Origin of the sequence: Actinokineospora fastidiosa (assembly GCF_014648415.1) — a bacterium.
Classification (GTDB): domain Bacteria; phylum Actinomycetota; class Actinomycetes; order Mycobacteriales; family Pseudonocardiaceae; genus Actinokineospora; species Actinokineospora fastidiosa.
This window is the reverse complement of the sequence record NZ_BMRB01000001.1, coordinates 255,372-274,634: the sequence shown is the minus strand read 5'-3', so window position 1 is coordinate 274,634 and position 19,263 is coordinate 255,372. Positions and strand designations below refer to the sequence as shown.

Here is a 19,263-nt window from a genome sequence, read left to right as displayed (position 1 = left end):
GCCTGAGTACGGCTCAGAGGTTGCCGCGGCGCTCCTGCTCGCGCTCGATGGCCTCGAACAGGGCCTTGAAGTTGCCCTTGCCGAAGCCCAGCGAGCCGTGGCGCTCGATCATCTCGAAGAACACCGTCGGGCGGTCGCCGACCGGCTTGGTGAAGATCTGCAGCAGGTAGCCGTCCTCGTCGCGGTCGACCAGGATGCGGTGCTCCTTGAGCACCTCGATCGGCACCCGGACCTCGCCGATGCGGGCGCGCAGCTCGGGGTCCTCGTAGTAGGAGTCCGGGGTGTCCAGGAACTCCACGCCCGCCTCGCGCATGCCCGTGACGGTGGCGATGATGTCGTTGGTCGCCAGCGCGATGTGCTGGCAGCCGGGGCCGCCGTAGAACTCAAGGTACTCGTCGATCTGCGACTTCTTCTTGGCGATCGCGGGCTCGTTGAGCGGGAACTTGACCCGGTGGTTGCCGTTGGCCACGACCTTGCTCATCAGCGCCGAGTAGTCGGTGGCGATGTCGTCGCCGACGAACTCCGCCATGTTCACGAAGCCCATCACGCGGTTGTACCACTGGACCCAGTAGTCCATCTTGCCCAGCTCGACGTTGCCCACGCAGTGGTCGACCGCCTGGAACAGCCGCTTCGGCGCGCCCGGCCGCTTGACGTACGAGCCGGTCTTGGCGACGTAGCCCGGCAGGTAGGGGCCGTTGTAGCGGGACCGGTCGACCAGGGTGTGGCGGGTCTGCCCGTACGCGGCGATCGCGGCCATCCGCACAGTGCCGTGCTCGTCGAACACGTCGTGCGGCTCGTCGAGGACGGTGGCGCCCTGCGAGCGGGCGTGCTCGACGCACTTGTCGACGTCGACCACCTCGAGCGCCAGGTCGACGACGCCGTCGCCGTGCGCGCGGTGGTGGTCGAGCAGCGGGCTCTCCGGCGTCACGCCGCCCTTGACGACGAACCGGGCCGACCCGGACTTCAGGACGAACGCCTTGTGGTCGCGGTTGCCGGTCTCCGGCCCGGAGTAGGCGACCAGCTCCATGCCGAACGCCGACTGGTAGAACAGCGCGGTCTGCGTGGCGTTGCCGCAGACGAACACGACGGCGTCCATCGACTTGACCGGGAACGGGTCCCGGGACTCGTCGTAGTCGACCAGGCCGACGAGTTGGCGCAGCTGGTCGTAGCTGACCTCGTCCATGCCCGTGCCGAGGGTCCCCGTCATCGCAACCTCCTGCTTGCTGACTTAACGCGCGGTACCTCTGAGCATGGGATTGACCGGGCATCCTGTGCAACACTCTGCTTTTCAACAGGACAACCTGACCAGCCAACTGGCGAGTCTGCTCGGCAAAGTGGACACTCTGAACAGGAGTACGGGAATGGACCTGGACGAGCTGGACGCGCGCCTGCTCCTACTGCTCACCGACGAGCCGAGGCTGGGCGTCCTGGAGTGCTCGCGGCGGCTGGGCGTGGCGCGCGGCACGGTCCAGGCCCGGCTGGACCGCCTGGAGCGCCGCAGCGTGCTGACCGGCTTCCCGCCCGCGATCGACCTCGCCGCGATGGGCTACGGCCTGACCGCCTTCGCCGTCCTGGAGATCGCCCAGGGCAAGCGCGGCGAGGTGGCGTCGCTGCTCATGGCCATCGACGAGGTCTGCGAGGTGCACGCCACGACCGGCCAGGGCGACCTGCTGGTCCGCATGGTCGCCCGCGACAACGACGACCTCCAGCGCGTCATCGACCGCGTGGTGGACGTGGAGTGGGTGCGCCGCACCTCGACGGCCATCGCCCTGTCGACCCCGGTGCCCCTGCGCGTGCGTCCGCTGCTGGAGCGCGTGCTGCGGCAGCCCTGACCGCGCACCTCGCGGGCGACCCGGAAACGCCAGCGAGGCGGCACCCCGCCCGGGTGCCGCCTCGCCGAGTCGGGACCGTCAGCCGGTGTAGGGCACGGCCTTCACCAGGACGACCTTCTGGTTGCGCCCGTTGGGCAGCTCGTACTCGCGGGTCTCGCCTTCCTTGGCGCCCAGCAGCGCCTTGCCCAGCGGCGACTCCGGGGAGTACACCTCGAGCTCGCCCTCGCTGCCGCCCTCCTCGCGCGTGGCGAGCAGGAAGCGCTCCTCGTCGTCGTCGCCGTCGTAGCGGACGGTGAGGACCATGCCGGGGCGCGCGGTGCCGTCGTCGGCGGGCGCCTCGCCCACCTTGGCCCCGCGCAGCAGCTCCTGGAGGTGGCGGATCCGGGCCTCCTGCTGGCCCTGCTCCTCGCGCGCGGCGTGGTAGCCGCCGTTCTCCTTGAGGTCGCCTTCCTCGCGGCTGGTGTTGATCTTCTCGGCGATGACCGCCCGGTTCTCGATGAGCTCGTCGAGCTCGTGCTTGAGCCGGTTGTAGGCCTCCTGGGTCAACCAGGTCACCTTGGTGTCGCTCACGGTCACCAACTCCTCGTCGTACTCCGGGCCCGCGGTCGCGGGCCGGGCAGCTCCGGGTCCCTAGCGCCCACCCGGAATGGAAAAAACACGGCCCTCCTAGGGGCCGTGCGTCGACAGAGCGTAGCACGATCCACCGTGCCAGCTCGTCCGAAATGTCCGATTAGCGGGTATTCACCGTGGAGTTCACTCCGATGGCCGCTCCCCGGTGGACAGGTACTCCGGCACCTGGTACGAGCAGCCGAAGACCTCGGCGGTCACCGGTTCCGCCGACGCGGTGATGACGGTTTCCACCCGGAGCGGTGATCGTCCCGGCGGCACGTACACCTCGCGGCGGCCGGTCTCGGCGCCCTGGATCGACCGGACCCGGACCACGCACACCGCGGCCCGCTCGGGCTCGGCGCGGCTGACGTCGAAGGCGAACCGCATCCGGTTCTCCGGGAGGTTCTCGTAGGTGGCGCGCTCGGCCGAGATGGGCGCGGCCCCCAGGTTCTTGTAGGCGACGAACGCCACGCCCGCGCCCAGCAGCAGCGCGGCGGCGACCAGGACCGCCTTGGCCACCGGAGAGCGACGGGACGGCCGCTTCCCGTAGCGTCCTTCCGGCAACGTGCCCAAACCACGCCCTCCCGCACCGATCCGCGCCCCGCCGGGGAACAATGGAGCGGCGACGGCGCGTTCGTACTACTCGGGACGAGTATCCGCTTTGGGGGCGGATGCCTATCAGGAGGGGTCCGAAAGAGGCATGGCAGACACACTGCGGCTGATGGCGGTACACGCGCACCCGGACGACGAGTCGAGCAAGGGCGCGGCCACGATGGCCAAGTACGTCGCCGACGGCCACGAGGTCATGGTCGTCACCTGCACCGGCGGCGAGCGCGGCGACATCCTCAACCCGGCGATGGACCGCCCGGAGATCACCGCCGACATCCCCGCCGTGCGCCGCCAGGAGATGGCGCGCGCCGCGGAGATCCTCGGCATCCAGCACCGCTGGCTGGGCTTCGTCGACTCCGGCCTGCCCGAGGGCGACCCGAAGCCGCCGCTGCCCGAGGGCTGCTTCGCGCTCGTGCCGCTGGAGGAGTCCGTGCCGCCGCTGGTCCGCGCGATCCGCGAGTTCAAGCCGCACGTGATCGTCACCTACGACGAGAACGGCGGCTACCCGCACCCCGACCACATCCGCTGCCACGAGGTCTCGGTTGCCGCGTTCGACGCAGCGGGCGACCCGGACCTCTACCCGGCGGAGGGCGAGCCCTGGACGCCGCTGAAGCTGTACTACTCGCACGGCTTCTCCCGCGCCCGCCTGGTGGCCATGCACGAGGCGCTGCTGGCCCGCGGCCTGGAGTCGCCGTACGAGGAGTGGCTGGCGAACTGGGACCCCGAGCGCGGTGACATCTCTCACCGCGTGACCACCCGCGTCGAGTGCGCGGAGTACTTCGAGGTCCGCGACGCCGCGCTGCTGGCGCACGCTACCCAGATCGACCCGAACAGCCGCTGGTTCGCCGTCCCGCTGGACGTCCAGCGCGAGGTCTGGCCGTACGAGGAGTACGAGCTGGTGCGCTCCCTGGTCGACAGCACCGTCCCCGAGGACGACCTGTTCTCCGGAATCACCGAGAAGGCCACGGTCTAAACTGCACGGCGTGACCACCTCGTTCTTCATCGACCTGCCCGCCGACCCCGCGTCGGCGGGCGCGGTCGCCGTGGTCGCCCAGCCAGCGCCCACCGTGCCGCCCGGCCCGGCCGACCCCGGCGGTCAGGGCGAGGACTTCGGCAAGTCCTCCCCGCTGGGCTTCCTCATCCTGATCCTGTTCTTCATCGCGGTCGCGTTCCTGATCCGCTCGATGACCAAGCACCTCAAGCGCGTCCCGCAGTCCTTCGAGCCGACCCCGGCCGACACCCCGGACAGCCCGCCGCCCGCTAGCGCGTAGCCAGCCGGGCCTGGATCACCAGGTCGTCCAGCTCGGCGAAGGCCGTGGGCGCCTCGGGGAGCCTGCTCGCCTCGGCCGCCTCGCCCAGTTCCGCGGTGAGCGCGTCGAGGTCGGCGTCCAGCCGGTCCCGGCCGGGCGCGCCGGGCACCTCGGCCAGCGCGCGGTGCTCGCCGTCGCGCTTGGCATCGATCAGCTCGCCGAGGTACGCCGGGCCCGCCAGTTCCCGCAGGTCGGCCTGGACCTCGCCGGTCCGCATCAAGTGGATGCCGGTCAGCAGCACGCGGAACGCGTACAGCAGGGGCTTCAGCTCGCCGGAGCGGTCGAGCAGCCGCCGCTGGTTCTGCGCGAACCCCAGGTAGTGCCGGACGTGGCCGCTGGTCACCAGGCGCGGCGCGAGCGCGACGAGCGCGGCGTGCGTGTCGCTGGTGGTGACGACCAGCGGGGACAGCAGCTGTTCGAGCACGTAGCCGTTCGGCTTGAGCAGGAGCCGGGCGAACTTGCGCAGGTCGTGGGTGACCAGGTCGATCTCGATGCCGCCGTCGTGCCAGGTGTGGTCGACCGTCTCCGGGCCCGTGCGCAGGCCGACGACCTCCGCGACCGGCAGCAGGTGCACCCCGCGCAGGTCGACGTCGGAGTCCGCGGACGGGAACCCGTAGAGGTGGGCGCCGGACACCGTGGCGAACAGCGGCGGCCGGTCGAGGCCCGCCACCACGCCGGTGAGGTCAGGCAGGGTCAGCGTCATCGAGGAACCTCCGTCGCACCGAGATCAACCAGTCCTGCACCCGCGCGGTGTCCGGGGTCTCCGGCAGCGGGCTGTCGGGCACGGCGGCCGCCAGGTCGGCGAGCACCCGCTCCGCCCACGCCACCGACTCCGCCAGCGGCGTCTCGCCGTCGCGCACGGCCAGCAGCGCCGCGCGGTCCTGCGCCGCGATCGACAGCTCGCCGGTCCGCAGCAGCCGCAGCGCCGTCTGCCCGAGCCTGATCACGTGCATGATCTGCTTGTGCTTGGGCCGCTCCGGCGCCAGCGCCCGGTCCAGCTGCCGCCTGCACGTGTGCGTGAACGTCGCCGCCGCCTGCCTGCACAGGAACGCGGGCAGCAGCGCCCGCAGCTCGGCCCCGACCGGCGTGCAGACCCGGATGAGCGGGCTGGCGAGCACCTCGAGCACGGTCGGGTTCGACTTCAGCGCCAGCGCGCAGAAGTGCTCGACCTCCCAGTCCAGCCGCTCCGGCTCCGGGCCCTCCACGCTCGTCGGCGGCTTGGCGAAGCGCCAGAACGCCGTCGTCGGCGCGACGAAGACGCCGCGCAGGTCCACATCGGACTCCGGGCCCACCAGGCCGTAGGCCCGCGACCCGATCACGGTGAGCAGGATCGTGGTCACAGCCGCGGGTCCACGGGGTCCGACTCCAGCGCCAGGACGGCGAAGACGCACTCGTGCACCCGCCACAGCGGCTCGCCGCGCACCAGCCGGTCCAGCCCGGCCAGGCCCAGGACGTACTCGCGCTGCGCGAGCGACCGCTTGTGCCCCAGCTGCCGCTCCCGCAGGCGCGCCAGGTTCGCCTCGTCGCGGTAGTCGGGGCCGTAGATGATCCGCAGGTACTCCGGCCCGCGCACCTTGATCCCCGGCTGCACCGGCCGCTTCCCGCGCATCAGCAGGTTCGCGGCGGGCTTGACGACCATCCCCTCGCCGCCCGCCGAGGTCAGCTCCGTCCACCACGCGACCCCGGCAGCCACCGAGTCCGCGTCCGCGGTGTCCACGGCGAGCCGACGGGTGGGCGCGAACAGGTCGGGGTCGGCCTCGACCAGCCGGTCGGCCACCGACAGGTGCCACAGGTGCGGTGTCGTGTGGTACGTCGCCGCGGCGCTGGCCAGCACCTGGAACGGCGCGATCCGCACCGGCCCGCCGCAGTAGCCGCGGTACGCCGCGCGGAACGCCACGGCGTTGTCCGCGCGCCCGCGGGTCCGCTCCAGCAGATCCGACACGTCCACACCGCGCGCGGAGGCCGCGGACAGCGCCGACACCGCCGCGGGCAGCACCGACCCCGCCGCCGCCCCGACCGCGGCGTACTGGTCCTTGATCAGCTCGGCAGCCTTGACGTTCCACGGCATGATCTCGGTGTCCAGCAGCAGCCAGTCGGTGTCCAGCTCCGACCACAGCCCGGCGGCGGTCACCGCGTCCGCGATCCTCGGCAGCAGGTCGTCCGAGGGGAAGAACGCGCGCCCGGTGCGCGTGTGCACCACGCCCGTGCCGTCCCGCCGCGCCAGGACGACCGCGCGCGAGCCCATGTGCTTCTCCTCGCACAGCACCTCCCGCACGCCCTGGTCCAGGTAGTCGGCGAACGCCTCGGCCGGGTGCTCCAGCAGGTCGCCGTCGCGGTGCGTGGGCGGCGGCGTCATCGTCGGCGGCAGGTACCACAGCGAGCGCGGGTCCACCGCGTAGCGGCTCATCACCTCCAGCGCGGCGGCGGCCTGCTCGGCGCGCACCGACACCTCGCCGTACCCGGTCTCCACCACGCGGCGGCCGAGCACGTCGGTCAGCTCCAGGGAGTCCGGCTCGCGGGTGAAGGCGCCCAGCGGCCGGGCGGGCTCGTACCAGACCTTCCGCGCGGGGACCGACACCACGGCCCGCTCGGGATACCGCAGCGCCGTCAGCTTCCCGCCGAACACCACGCCCGTGTCCAGGCACATGGTGTTGTTGACCCACTCGGCCTCCGGCGTCGGAGTGTGTCCATACAGGACCATCGCGGCGCCGCGGTACTCGGTCGCCCACGGGTAGCGCACCGGCAGCCCGTACTCGTCCGTCTCGCCGGTCGTGTCGCCGTACAGCGCGAACGACCGCACCGCGCCGGACGCGCGCCCGTGGTAGCGCTCGGGCAGGCCCGCGTGGGCGACCACCAGCCTGCCGCCGTCGAGCACGTAGTGGGCGAGCAGGCCGTCGCAGAAGTCGCGGACGGCGGCGCGGAACTCCGGCGTCTCGGCCTCCAGCTGCGCCAGCGACTCGCCCAGCCCGTGGGCGACGGTCACCTTGCGCCCGTCGCGGCAGCCGTGGACGTCGCCGATCACGTCGAACGGCCCGGTCTCCCCGCGCAGGTCCGTGCGCAGCGGCTCGATCACGATCCTGGCCTCATCCACTTCGGACTGGCCGCGCAGGACGTGCAGGCGTCGGAAGCCCTCGCGCGCCAGGCCGGACAGGGACTTGCGCAGCAGCGTGCGGTGGCGGCGCACGACGTGCGCGCCGAAGTCGCGGTCCGGCCGCGCCGCGTTGCGCTCCACGCACACCGACTCCGGCAGGTCCAGCACGATCGCCACCGGCAGCACGTGGTGTTCGCGGGCCAGCTTCACCAGCTGCGCGCGCACCTCGCGCTGCACGTTCGTCGCGTCGACCACCGTGACCCGGCCTGCGCGCAAGCGCTTGCCCGCGACGTAGTGCAGCGCGTCGAAGGCGTCGGCGGACGCGGTCTGGTCGTTCTCGTCGTCGGCCACGAGGCCGCGGAAGAAGTCGCTGGAGAGCACCTGGGTGGGCGCGAAGTGCTTGCGCGCGAAGGTGGACTTGCCGGAGCCGGACGCGCCGATCAGCACCACCAGCGCCATGTCGGGGATCGCCAGGTCCATCACGCCTCCTTCCGGCTGAACACCGCGAGCTGCGTCGGCGGCCCGACCTCCGGGTCGTCCGGGCCGACCGGCCGGAACGCGACGGTGTAGCCGCGGTGGTCGGCGACGGCATCGGCCCACGCGCGGAACTGCGCCCGCGTCCACTCGAAGCGGTGGTCGGGGTGGCGCAGGCCGGTCAGACCGGGGAAGCGCACGTTGTGCTCGATGTTCGGGGTCGTCACCAGGACGTGCGCAGGCCGGGCCACGTCGAACACGACCCGTTCGAGGGCGGGCAGCCGCGGCGGGTCGACGTGCTCGACGACCTCCATCAGCACCGCGGCGTCGAACCCGGCCAGCGACGGGTCGCCGTAGGTCAGCGACGACTGCCGGACCGCGATCCGCTCCCGCGTCCGCTCCGGCAGCCGCTCCAGCCACCGCGCCACCCCCGCCAGCGCGCGCGGCGAGACGTCCGTCCCCACGATCTCGGTGACCGTCGGCTCGGCGACCAGCTCGCGCAGCAGCGCGCCGCCGCCGCAGCCGAGGTCCAGCACCCGTCGCGCGCCCAGCTCGCGCAGGACGCCGAGCACGGTCTCGCGCCGGACGGCCGCGAGCGGCCGGTTCTCGGCGGGCTCCTCGCGGACCTCGCCGCCTTCGAGCTCCGTCAGCCGCTCCAGCGCCGTGCGCACGTACGCACCGCGGTGCTTGAGGTAGCGGGCGCTGATCAGGTCGCGTTCGGGGTGGGCTGCCAGCCAGTCGCCGCCCGCGCGCAGCAGCTTGTCGACCTCGTCGGCGCCGACCCAGTAGTGCTTGGCGTCGTCCAGGACGGGCAGCAGCACATAGAGCTGGCGCAGCGCGTCGGCCAGCCGGATCTCGCCGGTCAGCCGCAGGTCGACGTAGGGCGCGTCGCCCCACTCGGGGAACGCCGGGTCCAGCGGGATCGTCCGGGCGTCCACCTGCCAGCCGAGCGGGCCGAACAGCCGCTCCGGGAGGTCCTTCCCCTTGCAGGGCGCGGACGGCACGTGGACGCGCAGCGGGATCGGGCTCGCTGCCAGCTCGGGGCGGGCCTCGCAGCGGCCGTTCATCGCGGTCTTGAACACCCGCGACAGCGCCACGGCCAGCAGCGACCCGGCCGCGTACGGGCCGTCGTTGACGTAGTGGCCGAGACCGGTGTCCTGACCGCGGTGCGCCCGCGACAGCGCGACCGGGTCGACCTCCAGCAGCAGGGCGGCGGTGCACTCCTGCTCGTCCGCGCGCGGGTAGAACACGAACGCCGGACCGGCGGCCGTGTCGAACCGCTGGGCCTTGTCCGGATGCTTGAACAGCAGGTAGCCCAGGTCGGTGGCAGGCGCGCGGGTCGTGGTCAGGGTGAGCAGCACCGGGCGAGTGTCGCGCACCGTCGGGCTCGCGGGCACGGGATTTGAGAGGCTGGACGATCCTTCGACGCAGCAACACCGGAGGGCGCTATCCAGGCGAGCCTCGGATCCCTCACGTACGAGGTGCGTCGATTGCGGACGTGGCGAATCGAGGCCATGTGAGCGCTTGTCACTGCGTGGGGATGACCTCAGTGAGGAGGTTGTCGGTGGGACCGTCTAGTGTCGCCCCACGGTGGACTTGTTGGTGCGGCACTCGCCGTGCCTACGTAGTTTCGGTCCCAGAAGCACCTATTGAAGGGCAACTAGTCCCGGTAGAAGGAGAAGCGAGTGTCCCTGGCCGCTGAAGCTGATGATGTGAAGCCGGTCACGACCCGGAGCTTGTCGACAGTTGGTGTCGGCAGCCTGGAAGACTGGGAAGAACGTCTCGCTCCGGCTGCCGCGCAGGTAGTGGTCGGAGACGCCCGATCGACCGGTTTGGCCGACAATTCGGTCGATTTGATCGTCACTTCGCCGCCATACTGGCAGAAGCGAGACTATGGTCACGACGATCAAATTGGTCAAGAACCGACCCCGCAGGCCTATGTCGAGTCGATGATGGAGTGCTTGGACGAGTGGAGGCGGGTACTCCGATCGACCGGCTCAATATTCCTCAATGTCGGGGATACCTATTACAACCGATCGTTGATGGGGATTCCGGGATTGCTGGAATTCGGTGCCGTGCAGCGTGGCTGGTTGATTCGCAACCGAATTATTTGGACCAAGGATAGCGGCATGCCTGAGCCCGCCAAGAATCGACTTGCAAACCGTCATGAATATATCATCCATCTAGCCTTTAAGTCGTCGTACTATTACGACTTGGTGGGCTACTCTGAATACATGGGCAATGGGGCCAATCCCGGCGACGTATGGAACATCAATCCTGAGCGAAACATGGGGTCACACCTCGCCCCGTATCCGCAGGAGCTGGTGCGCCGTGCCGTTATGCTTGGGTGTCCGCCGCAGGTCTGCGAGACTTGCCAGAAACCACGGGCTCGGGTCTTCGAACGCACTGATCAACTTGACCCGGAACGCCCACAGGCACGACGGGCTATGGAGTTGGCCAAGGAGCATCAGCTAACGCCTGATCATATCCGCGCTATCCAAGCGACCGGCGTCTCCGATGTCGGGAAGGCCACCAAATTTCAGAACGGTACCGGACGAAACTCTCCTGAAGTGCAACGCCTTGCGGCGGAGGCGAAGGCCGCTCTTGGTGGCTACTTTCGAGAGTTTACCTTTGCTAAAAAGATCACTACGGGCTGGACCGACTGTGGCCACGGCACGCCGACAAGAGGCGTCGTCCTCGACCCGTTCATGGGAACCGGGACCACACTTAAGACTGCAACTAAAATGGGTCGTGACGCGATCGGCGTTGACCTCGTGCCCCTCATGCAGGAGCCGGAGGTACCTGGAGAGCAGGGAATGCCGAAGAGGTCTGTGACGCAATCAAATGGTTAATCTTCGTGGCCATCTCCTCCATCTTGGCGGTTAAGTCCTCGGCTCCGAGATCAATTCGGTATTGCGCTACGATGATTGAGCCGATTCGTCCAGCCACGTGAAGACCATCCTTTGAATCAGCGCGGCGCGGATGAATGGTCATAGCGATCGGGCTCCGATAGCGGTGCCCGTAGAGGACAATCTGTTCGACCTCTGAACGATCGGTGTACTGCTTGACGTTGGAGTACTTAACATCGACAATTAGGGGGTGTGTTCCGTCGCCTAGCCTGAAAACGATGTCCGGATTAGCATCCGGCTCTTTTGTAGAGGCGGCTACTTGTTCATATTTAGGGAAGAAAGCTTTCTCGGTGCCATCCAGTGGCTCGTAAAGGCGCACCTTTCCTGGCTCCTGGTTCCCGTCAAGAACAGACAGATACTGGTGATTGACAAAGGCCTTTTGCAGACTAATTCTGACGAAATCCTCGAAAAGGTCCTCGGTTCTTACCAACAAGGTGGGCATACTAAGCGCGCCTTCCCTGGCGTCGAGATTGATGCCACGACCCGTCAGAATCGCGACGGCCAAGTCGAGTGCAGGGCGGTAGTATGAGCGACTCGTTGGCAACGGAGAGATTCCGCGGACTTGTGGGTCATGCAAGCTTACCAGCGGAGTTTCAAGAGTGACGTTCTGCAGGACGCGCATTCCTTCCGCAAGTCGAGCAACTCGCTCCCGCGACCCCTTTAGTACCGGCGCGTTGACGTACCGGTTATGTAGAAATGCAATTGCGGCCTTCAAGCATCTGTTTGGTGCGTTGTCCGCCGTACGTTCAAACCATGAATACTGAGCGCGGTGGTTGATTCCGCGGGCAGCCGACCGCAGCAATGTAGTGGTGGAGTTGATCCGCCCGTGGGGGTAAGATCCTGTCTCGGTGCGACGGTGGTAGGTGCGGAAAAGTCCTTTAAGGATGATGGTATCTAGTGCGACGAGAAGTCCATCCGTCATCACGTCAAGGAGCCAATCCTCCCATTGATCTGTGGGCTGGTAGTCGCGGAGCGCGGGAAGCATTGTTGGAACGTACCCACATACCGACACCATTTGTGTGAGACTGCGCAAAGGGAAGCGTGGCCGCACCTGAATAGCTATACGATTGGTAAGAGGAATTAGGCCTGAAACTCCCTTTGCAGACAGGCGGAGGTGATTGTCGATAAACTTGGCATCAACGTAGCGGTTCAATACGCCAGGAACTAACGCCAAACGGCCATCGGGTTGTACGATCTCCTCGGGTGCGATGTCGATTGGGCCGTACTCCCGGCAGGGGATAATAGTCCATTCGGGCTTAAGAAGTCGACTAGGGAGCACAGGGTTCATACCGCGTCGTCGCCGCGATCGTCGTCATCGCCTGAGGTGGATACACTGGTTTTGTCCATAGCGAAGATTTCCGCCCAACCATTCATCATCTCCGTGCGAGTGGAAGGGTCGTACTTGAACGCCCTGTCGACGTGGTACTTCAGTTGGTAATCCCAGACGTCCTGAAGGGTTTCTGGGTCGACTACGTCTACGAAGTAGGCGTGACCTACCGCTGCTGCTGGGATCTGGAATGCTCGAGCATTGATCCTACTGAACCAGGCCAACAGTCGCCGTCGGACGATTTCGTCTGCGAATCCGTTTCGGTTAAGAATCCCTTCCAGTAGGTCTCGGCTCGGGGGCATGTCCACCTTTGCGAACCGGCGTTCGAACGCCGCATCGACTTCGTCAACACCGCGGTCCAACGGGTTCATGGTGGCGATCAAGTACAGATTAGATGGGATTGAACACAGTTCGCCTGAGGGCAGCGCAAATGATTGCTCTCGCTTCGAGCGCTCGATATAGGTAAGTGCCTCTCCAAAAACTCGGCCCACATCTGCACGGCTCAACTCGTCAATGACAATCACGTAGTCATTTTCCGGGTGCTTTTTAGCCTCTCGGACGAGGCGGAGGAAGACACCATCGCGCCGTTCGAACCCGCTGGCGTCATTTTTGGGCCTGTATCCCTCCATGAAGTCTTCAAACTGATACGAGGCGTGGAACTGGATGTCGGCGCGACGGTCGTCATGACCCTGCGTAATTTTGTCCGCGACTTGTCCCGCGAGCCACGATTTGCTGGTTCCCGGGGGACCAGACAAGATCACGCCTCCGAAGCGCTTGAGTAGCCTGAGGATATCGCGCAGTCTGGGGTCATCGGACTGCAGCATTGGCGCATCAGGAGCGCTTGACCCGTGCGACACCTGCGCTTGGTGGGCGTATCCGATATCCAGATCATCTGCGGTCAATGTCCGAACATCTTTCGTTAGGGCTACTTCGACCATCGAATACCTTCCTTGTTTCCCTTCAATATGGAGAGCTGTAGAGTGCTCAGGGATTCGAACCAGTCGTAATCAGTACCAGATGGCTCGCTGTCTTCAAATAGAACTTCGAAGTCCGATCCGCTTTCAAACGCAAACTCGCTTTTGAATCCCGCCAGCAGCTCCTCGTAGCCTCCCGTGCCATCGAAAGTGAAGCCGTAATTCCGCATGCAATATGCGGCGAATGCCCACGCGGGAACTCTAGTGCTTTGCAATAGCGCTGTCAGTGCCTGTTGGGCGTGGTTGGTCGGTAGTTCGTAGCCGTCGCCGTCCGCGTTTAGCATGAAGCGCGAAGTGGCCCGCATCGATTTTGGTGCGTAACTACCGGCAAGGTTCTTGTTGTACCAGAACGTCGACTCGTCCTTCCGTTTGCGGGAGGAAAACGGCCGATAATGCGGCTTGGTCGGCGGACCGCCTGGCATCTTGAGTAGGTCCCCCACGTCCCTCCATTCCGGAGCGAGGTTTACCAACGAACCCGAAGTGACGGCTAACTTGCGGAGTTGGAGGTACGCCGGGAAGTGCTCGTGGATACGCTGAGCCTTCAATGCGCTGATCGCGGCCTTTACCGCTCCTACTGTGAGTACGTTCATGTTCCTCCCTTCAGATTCACGTTGGCGCGCCTGATCCCGAAGGTCACCGTTGTCGTTGGCACCCTCATTCAACTTCCTCACCGCTGGCAACGTACCGAGCGCAACGGCCTGCGGGAGGAGGCGGCACTTGGTTGCTCTTGCAAGCTGACCCCCGTGGATTGCTCGGCGAGGGCCATAGCGCACGAGGCCGACCGTAACGCGCTGGCCACCACTTCTGACGATGCCCGAAGCTGGGGTTGATGCTGAATACCATGACGATGATGCAACGATCCTCTCCACGTTCGATGGGCAATGCAATCGTGATCGTATATGACCGTAGGGGGATGTCGACAAGTAGAGCTACGGGAGCCTTTAGAGAGCGCGGGCCGTACCGAGGGATTGTCTCCCCAGAAACGTGCGACCTCGCCAGAATCACGGTGTCTCATCCGTCGTCGTCCGAGGTGTGGCACGCTTGAGGTGTGTCCAACCGCCTGCGTCAGAGCACCTCTCCATACCTAAACCAGCACGCGGACAACCCGGTGGACTGGTGGGAGTGGTCGCCGGAGGCGTTCGCCGAGGCCCGCCGCCGCGACGTGCCGGTGCTGCTGTCGGTCGGCTACGCCGCCTGCCACTGGTGCCACGTGATGGCGCACGAGTCGTTCGAGGACGAGGCCACGGCGGCGCTGATGAACGAGTGGTTCGTCAACGTCAAGGTCGACCGCGAGGAGCGCCCCGACATCGACGCGGTCTACATGACCGCCACCCAGGCGATGACCGGGCACGGCGGCTGGCCGATGACCTGCTTCCTGACCCCGTCCGGCGAGCCGTTCCACTGCGGCACCTACTTCCCGCCGTCGCCCCGCCACGGCATGCCGTCGTTCACCCAGCTCCTGGAGGCCGTGCACGAGGCCTGGACCGCGCGCGGCGCGGAGGTGCGGGAGGCCGGGGCGAAGGTGGTGGAGTCCCTGCGGGCGCAGTCCGCGCCGCTGACCCCGGAGCCGGTCGACGCCGAGGTGCTGGCCGGGGCCGCGGCGTCCCTGCTCGGCGACTACGACCGGCGCAACGGCGGGTTCGGGACCGCGCCCAAGTTCCCGCCGTCGATGGTGCTGGAGTTCCTGCTGCGCCACCACGAGCGCACGGGCTCGCTCGAGGCGCTGTCCATCGTGGAGGGCACGGCGCGCGCGATGGCCGACGGCGGCCTCAACGACCAGCTCGCGGGCGGCTTCGCCCGCTACAGCGTCGACGCGGGATGGGTGGTGCCCCACTTCGAGAAGATGCTGTACGACAACGCGCTGCTGCTGCGCGTCTACGCCCACCTCGCCCGGCGCACCGGGACCGCGCGGTACCGGGAGGTCGCCGAGGACACGGCCCGGTTCCTGCTCACGGACCTGCTGACCGCGCAGGGCGGCTTCGCCTCGTCGCTGGACGCGGACACCGACGGCGTCGAGGGGCTGACCTACGTCTGGACGCCCGCGCAGTTGGCGGAGGTGCTGGGGGAATCCGACGGCGCGTGGGCAGCGTCCCTGCTGAAGGTGACCGACGAGGGGACCTTCGAGCACGGCGCGTCGACGCTGCAGTTGGGCGAGGTGGACGACCCCGAGCGCTGGTCCCGCGTCCGGGCGGCGCTGCTCGCGGCGCGGTCCTCGCGGCCGCAGCCGGGACGCGACGACAAGGTGGTCACCGCGTGGAACGGGCTCGCCATCGGCGCGCTCGCCGAGGCCGGGCGGGCATTGGGCCAGCCCGAGTGGGTGGAGGCGGCCGCGCGCGCCGCCGACCTCCTGCTCGACCTGCACCTGGTGGACGGCAGGCTGCGGCGGACGTCGCGGGACGGCGTCGTCGGCACGGCCTCCGGGGTGCTGGAGGACTACGGGTGCCTCGCGGACGGCCTGCTGGCGCTGTACCAGGCCACGGCCGACGAACGGTGGCTCACCGCGGCCTGCTCGCTGCTCGACACCGCGCTGGACCACTTCGCCGACCCCACCGCGCCCGGCGCGTACCACGACACCGCCGACGACGCCGACGCCCTGGTCTGGCGGCCCGGCGACCCCGGCGACAACGCCTCGCCAGCGGGCGCGTCCGCCCTGGCAGGCGCCCTGCTCACCGCGTCGGCCCTGACCGGGTCGCCGGAGCGGTACCGGAGCGCGGCCGAGGCCGCCGTGCACCGCTCGGGCCTGCTGGCCGCGCGCGCTCCCCGGTTCGCGGGCCACTGGCTGACCGTCGCTGAGGCGCTGGTCGGGGGCCCGGTCCAGGTCGCGGTCGTCGGATCGGGCGAGCTGGTGGACACGGCCGTCCGGCACGCGCCCGGGGGCGCGGTGGTCCTGGCGGGCGAGCCCGACTCCGCCCCGCTGCTGGCCGACCGGCCGCTGGTCGACGGCGGCCCGGCGGCGTACGTCTGCCGCGGCTACGTCTGCGACCGACCAGTGACGACGGCGGAGGAACTGCGCGCTCTGCTCTGAGCGAACCCGGCCGCTCGGTCGGGGTATCGGCGTAACTTAGGTAAGGACGTAATCATGTAATCAAGGAGAGCAGACATGCGTGGACACTGGCAGCAGGCCGACCTGCCCGCCGCGGACGACGCCCCGGCCTGGTTCTCCGGACGCCTCCCCGACGCCTGGTTCGTCGGCGAGCCGGAGGTGGTGATCGACCGCGAGGAGATCACCGTGGTCGGCGAGCTGGCGCCGCTGGACGGCGAGTACCGCGACGACGCTGCCCGCGCGGCCGCCGAGTCGGGCCGGATCAGCCGCTGGCGCGAGGAGACGCGGGAGGAGCGCATCGAGATCGCCCGCCAGGCCGAGCACCGCTACGGCCGCAAGGTCGCCTGGGGCGCACGGCTGGGCGGCACGCGGGAGCTGTTCACGGTCCTGGCCGTCCCGGTCATGACCCGGCTGCGGCAGCCGGAGCGGCAGGTGCTGGACACCCTGGTCGCCGCGGGCGTGGCGCGGTCGCGCTCGGACGCGCTGGCCTGGGCCGTGCGCCTGGTCGGCGACCACGCCGACGAGTGGCTAAATGAGCTGCGCTCGGCCATGGCGAAGGTCGATGATCTGCGGGCGAAGGGCCCCGACCTGTAGAGGAGACCGTTGTGTCGCTGACCGGCAGACTCGTGCGTCTGCGCGCCATGGAGCCCGAGGACGCCGACACCGTCTGGCGCTGGCACAACGACCCCGAGGTGGTGACCTGGCTGACGGGCATCTACCCGGAGCCGCTGGCCGCCATCCGCAAGCGCTGGGCCGACCGCCCCGCGAACTCCTTCGAGCGCACGGTCTTCGGCATCGAGACGATCGCGGAGGGCAGGCTCATCGGCGTCATCGTCCTGCGCGACGCCACCCCGGAGACCGCGCGCGCCGAACTGGACGTCTACATCGGCGAGAAGGACTGCTGGGACGGCGGCTACGGCACCGAGGCCCTGCGCCTGATGTGCCGCTTCGGCTTCGAGTTCATGCGCCTGCACGCCATCGAGCTGTCGGTCGTCGACGAGAACGAGCGCGCGCGGCACGTGTACCGCAAGATCGGGTTCGTGGAGGAGGGCAAGCTCCGCGAGGCCTTCCGCCGCAACGGCAAGTGGCACGACGTGTACGTGATGAGCATGCTGGAAGGCGAACTGATCGAGTGAGCTTCGAGGCCCTCCTGGCGGAGGCGGCCGCCGTCCCCACCGAGGGCTGGGACTTCTCCTGGTTCGACGGCAGGGCGACGGAGGAACGCCCCCCGTGGCGCTACTCGGCGCTGCTGGCCGACCGGCTCTCGCGGGCGACCGCCGCCGCCGACCTCCAGACCGGCGGCGGCGAGGTCGTCTCCGAGGCCCGTCGGCGCCCGAGGCTGCTGTTCGCCACCGAGACCTGGCCGCCGAACGTGCGCGTGGCCCGCCGCAACCTCCCGGACGCGGTGGTGATCCAGGTGGCGGAAGGAGCATGCCTGCCCTTCCGCGGGGAGTCGCTGGACCTCGTCACCAGCCCCCACCCGACCCACACCTCGTGGCCGGAGGTCATCCGCGTCCTCCGCCCCGGCGGCACCGTCCTCACCCAACAGATCGGCGCGGGCACGAACCGCGAGCTGTCCGAGTTCTTCCTGGGTTCGTTGCCCCCTCCACCGTCAACCACCGACCACCTACGCCGAGCCCTAGCGCCACTCGACGTGATCACCCTGCGGGAAGCCACCCTCCGCGTCGAGTTCTTCGACGTGGCCGCCGTGGCCCACTTCCTCCGCAAGGTCATCTGGACGGTCCCCGACTTCACCATCCCCCGCTACCGCGACCGCCTACGCGACATGCATGACCACATAACGGCAACCGGCAGCTTCCTCTCCCACAGCCGCCGAGTGCTGGTGGAGGCCCGGAAGCCTCAATAACCCGAATGACGCACGGCCTCACCACGGCCTACGACATGTTCCAAACCAGCAATCCGCCGCTAGGGGAACAGGGCGAACCAGATCGCGATGTAGTGGCAGAGGGCGGCCAATACCGTGGCGGCGTGGAAGAACTCGTGGTGGCCGAAGACTGTGGGCCAGGGGTTGGGCCACTTCGTGGCGTAGAAGATCGCGCCGACCGTGTAGAACAGGCCGCCTACCAGGAGGAGGACCAGGGCGGCCACTCCTGCGTTCTGGAGCAGTTCCGGGAGGACGAAGACCGCCACCCAGCCCAGGGCGATGTAGATCGGGGTGCCCAGCCAGCGGGGGGCGTGGGGCCAGAGGAGTTTCAGGGCCACGCCGAGGATCGCGCCTCCCCAGACGATGCCCAGCACGACATATCCCGTGGGCTTGGACATCGCCAGCAGGGAGAACGGGGTGTAGGTGCCCGCGATGAAGAGGAAGATCATCGAGTGGTCCAGCCGCTTCATCCACGTGCGCGCTGTCTCCGACACCCACCAACGGCGGTGGTACAGGGCGCTCACGCCGAACAGGCCCAGCACGGTCGCTCCATAGACCGACGTGGCCAGGACGGCGATGGGGGACACCGTGGCGGCCAGCGCGATCAGCGCGGCGCCGGTGGCCAGCGACACGAAGAAGGACCAGAAGTGGATCACCCCGCGCAGGCGGGGCTTGGTCGGGCGAGGCCGGTCCGTCTGGGCAGCGGTCACGCGGTCGAGGTTACGGCACGGTAGGCGCCGTGGCCTGTGGGTGCGGTCACGACCACCCCACGACCTCCCGGTGCTCCACCGCCAGGCAGCGGTCCATCACCACGTCCAGCCCGCCCTCCGCGGCGATCGACGCGGCCTCCTCGCTGATCACGCCCAGTTGCAGCCACAGCGCGCCCGCGCCGACGGCCACCGCGTCGCGGGCGACCTCGGGGGCGTGCTCGGGGCGGCGGAAGACGTCCACGATGTCGATGTGGCCCGGCACGTCGGCGAGCGTGGCGTAGGCGGGCAGGCCCTCCCACGACGTGATGCCGGGATTGACCGGATACACCGTCAGGCCCGCGGAAACCAGGTACCTGGCCACCCCGTGGCTGGGCCGCCGGGGATCGGTGCTCAGCCCGACCACGGCGACTGTGCGGGATTCGTGAAGAAGTCGTTCGACAACGGTGAGGTCCGAATGCACGCCACCCAGTGTGCACCCGGCACGGGTACC

20 protein-coding genes are annotated in these 19,263 nt (G+C 68.3%); 8 read left to right on the top strand and 12 right to left on the bottom strand.

Translation table 11 applies throughout. The features are described 5' to 3' along the window. Nucleotides 1–13 precede the first annotated feature (13 nt). Nucleotides 14–1,207 carry a 4-hydroxyphenylpyruvate dioxygenase gene (gene hppD / locus IEY98_RS01210; RefSeq protein WP_189208419.1) on the bottom strand — a complete coding sequence of 398 codons (1,194 nt, stop codon included), beginning with the start codon at nucleotides 1,205–1,207 and terminating at the stop codon, nucleotides 14–16. A gap of 154 nt (nucleotides 1,208–1,361) precedes the next feature. Between hppD and IEY98_RS01205 the strand changes: the two genes are divergently transcribed. Beyond that, entirely contained in the window at nucleotides 1,362–1,832 is a 471-nt protein-coding gene (locus IEY98_RS01205; protein ID WP_189208418.1) for an Lrp/AsnC family transcriptional regulator, read from the top strand. A gap of 78 nt (nucleotides 1,833–1,910) precedes the next feature. Here IEY98_RS01205 and greA read toward each other — a convergent pair whose 3' ends face one another. Together greA and IEY98_RS01195 are read right to left on the bottom strand one after the other, a co-directional pair. Continuing rightward, the gene (greA, locus tag IEY98_RS01200) at nucleotides 1,911–2,411 is read right to left on the bottom strand and encodes a transcription elongation factor GreA (RefSeq protein ID WP_189208417.1); all 501 of its coding nucleotides are present in this window, start codon (nucleotides 2,409–2,411) and stop codon (nucleotides 1,911–1,913) included. Nucleotides 2,412–2,585: 174 nt separating this feature from the next. After that, entirely contained in the window at nucleotides 2,586–2,960 is a 375-nt protein-coding gene (locus IEY98_RS01195) for a DUF4307 domain-containing protein (RefSeq protein WP_229786434.1), read from the bottom strand. A 181-nt stretch (nucleotides 2,961–3,141) separates the two neighbouring features. On the opposite strand from IEY98_RS01195, the gene mca reads away from it, so the two are divergent. Together mca and IEY98_RS01185 are read left to right on the top strand one after the other, a co-directional pair. Then, nucleotides 3,142–4,023 (top strand): mycothiol conjugate amidase Mca, encoded by an 882-nt coding sequence (gene mca, locus IEY98_RS01190; RefSeq protein WP_189208415.1) that lies wholly within the window; start codon nucleotides 3,142–3,144, stop codon nucleotides 4,021–4,023. A gap of 70 nt (nucleotides 4,024–4,093) precedes the next feature. Beyond that, nucleotides 4,094–4,321, top strand: coding sequence for a hypothetical protein (locus tag IEY98_RS01185; RefSeq protein ID WP_189209965.1), 228 nt, complete (start codon nucleotides 4,094–4,096; stop codon nucleotides 4,319–4,321). Here IEY98_RS01185 and IEY98_RS01180 read toward each other — a convergent pair. The 4 genes from IEY98_RS01180 to IEY98_RS01165 are packed head-to-tail and all read right to left on the bottom strand — an operon-like array spanning nucleotide 4,311 to nucleotide 9,286. Then, the gene (locus IEY98_RS01180) at nucleotides 4,311–5,063 is read right to left on the bottom strand and encodes a nucleotidyltransferase domain-containing protein (RefSeq protein ID WP_189208414.1); all 753 of its coding nucleotides are present in this window, start codon (nucleotides 5,061–5,063) and stop codon (nucleotides 4,311–4,313) included. The genes IEY98_RS01185 and IEY98_RS01180 overlap by 11 nt on opposite strands. Next, a complete protein-coding gene (locus IEY98_RS01175; protein ID WP_189208413.1) occupies nucleotides 5,044–5,700 on the bottom strand; it encodes a nucleotidyltransferase domain-containing protein in 657 nt (218 codons plus the stop codon). The genes IEY98_RS01180 and IEY98_RS01175 overlap by 20 nt, the downstream gene beginning before the upstream one ends. After that, on the bottom strand, nucleotides 5,697–7,931 hold the full coding sequence (locus IEY98_RS01170; protein WP_189208412.1) for a polynucleotide kinase-phosphatase: 2,235 nt from the start codon (nucleotides 7,929–7,931) through the stop codon (nucleotides 5,697–5,699). The genes IEY98_RS01175 and IEY98_RS01170 overlap by 4 nt, the downstream gene beginning before the upstream one ends. Then, the gene (locus IEY98_RS01165) at nucleotides 7,931–9,286 is read right to left on the bottom strand and encodes a 3' terminal RNA ribose 2'-O-methyltransferase Hen1 (RefSeq protein ID WP_189208411.1); all 1,356 of its coding nucleotides are present in this window, start codon (nucleotides 9,284–9,286) and stop codon (nucleotides 7,931–7,933) included. The genes IEY98_RS01170 and IEY98_RS01165 overlap by 1 nt, the downstream gene beginning before the upstream one ends. 324 nt (nucleotides 9,287–9,610) lie before the next feature. Here IEY98_RS01165 and IEY98_RS01160 point away from each other — a divergent pair, with 324 nt between their 5' ends. Further along, nucleotides 9,611–10,777: a DNA-methyltransferase gene (locus tag IEY98_RS01160; protein WP_189208410.1), complete on the top strand. Its 1,167-nt coding sequence runs from the start codon at nucleotides 9,611–9,613 to the stop codon at nucleotides 10,775–10,777. Here IEY98_RS01160 and IEY98_RS01155 read toward each other — a convergent pair. The 3 genes from IEY98_RS01155 to IEY98_RS01145 are packed head-to-tail and all read right to left on the bottom strand — an operon-like array spanning nucleotide 10,707 to nucleotide 13,806. Then, complete coding sequence (locus IEY98_RS01155; RefSeq protein WP_189208409.1) at nucleotides 10,707–12,122, bottom strand: 5-methylcytosine restriction system specificity protein McrC; 1,416 nt, start codon at nucleotides 12,120–12,122, stop codon at nucleotides 10,707–10,709. The two genes, IEY98_RS01160 and IEY98_RS01155, sit on opposite strands and share 71 nt — an antisense overlap. Then, complete coding sequence (locus IEY98_RS01150; protein ID WP_189208408.1) at nucleotides 12,119–13,099, bottom strand: McrB family protein; 981 nt, start codon at nucleotides 13,097–13,099, stop codon at nucleotides 12,119–12,121. The genes IEY98_RS01155 and IEY98_RS01150 overlap by 4 nt, the downstream gene beginning before the upstream one ends. Next, nucleotides 13,087–13,806, bottom strand: coding sequence for a hypothetical protein (locus tag IEY98_RS01145; protein WP_189208407.1), 720 nt, complete (start codon nucleotides 13,804–13,806; stop codon nucleotides 13,087–13,089). The genes IEY98_RS01150 and IEY98_RS01145 overlap by 13 nt, the downstream gene beginning before the upstream one ends. A gap of 377 nt (nucleotides 13,807–14,183) precedes the next feature. Between IEY98_RS01145 and IEY98_RS01140 the strand changes: the two genes are divergently transcribed. The 4 genes from IEY98_RS01140 to IEY98_RS01125 all read left to right on the top strand — a co-directional run bounded on the left by IEY98_RS01140 (nucleotide 14,184) and on the right by IEY98_RS01125 (nucleotide 18,045). Further along, on the top strand, nucleotides 14,184–16,160 hold the full coding sequence (locus IEY98_RS01140; protein ID WP_189208406.1) for a thioredoxin domain-containing protein: 1,977 nt from the start codon (nucleotides 14,184–14,186) through the stop codon (nucleotides 16,158–16,160). A gap of 75 nt (nucleotides 16,161–16,235) precedes the next feature. Next, entirely contained in the window at nucleotides 16,236–16,772 is a 537-nt protein-coding gene (gene abmR / locus IEY98_RS01135; RefSeq protein WP_189208405.1) for an ATP-binding transcription factor AbmR, read from the top strand. Between the two features lie 11 nt (nucleotides 16,773–16,783). Continuing rightward, nucleotides 16,784–17,314, top strand: a complete 531-nt coding sequence (locus IEY98_RS01130) for a GNAT family N-acetyltransferase (protein ID WP_229786432.1) — start codon at nucleotides 16,784–16,786, stop codon at nucleotides 17,312–17,314. Continuing rightward, nucleotides 17,311–18,045, top strand: coding sequence for a class I SAM-dependent methyltransferase (locus IEY98_RS01125; protein WP_189208404.1), 735 nt, complete (start codon nucleotides 17,311–17,313; stop codon nucleotides 18,043–18,045). Before IEY98_RS01130 ends, IEY98_RS01125 begins: the two co-directional genes overlap by 4 nt. 59 nt (nucleotides 18,046–18,104) lie before the next feature. On the opposite strand, the gene trhA is transcribed toward IEY98_RS01125, so the two are convergent. Together trhA and IEY98_RS01115 are read right to left on the bottom strand one after the other, a co-directional pair. Beyond that, nucleotides 18,105–18,773 (bottom strand): PAQR family membrane homeostasis protein TrhA, encoded by a 669-nt coding sequence (gene trhA, locus IEY98_RS01120; protein ID WP_189208403.1) that lies wholly within the window; start codon nucleotides 18,771–18,773, stop codon nucleotides 18,105–18,107. A gap of 46 nt (nucleotides 18,774–18,819) precedes the next feature. Continuing rightward, a complete protein-coding gene (locus tag IEY98_RS01115; RefSeq protein WP_229786431.1) occupies nucleotides 18,820–19,233 on the bottom strand; it encodes a CoA-binding protein in 414 nt (137 codons plus the stop codon). Nucleotides 19,234–19,263 lie beyond the last annotated feature (30 nt).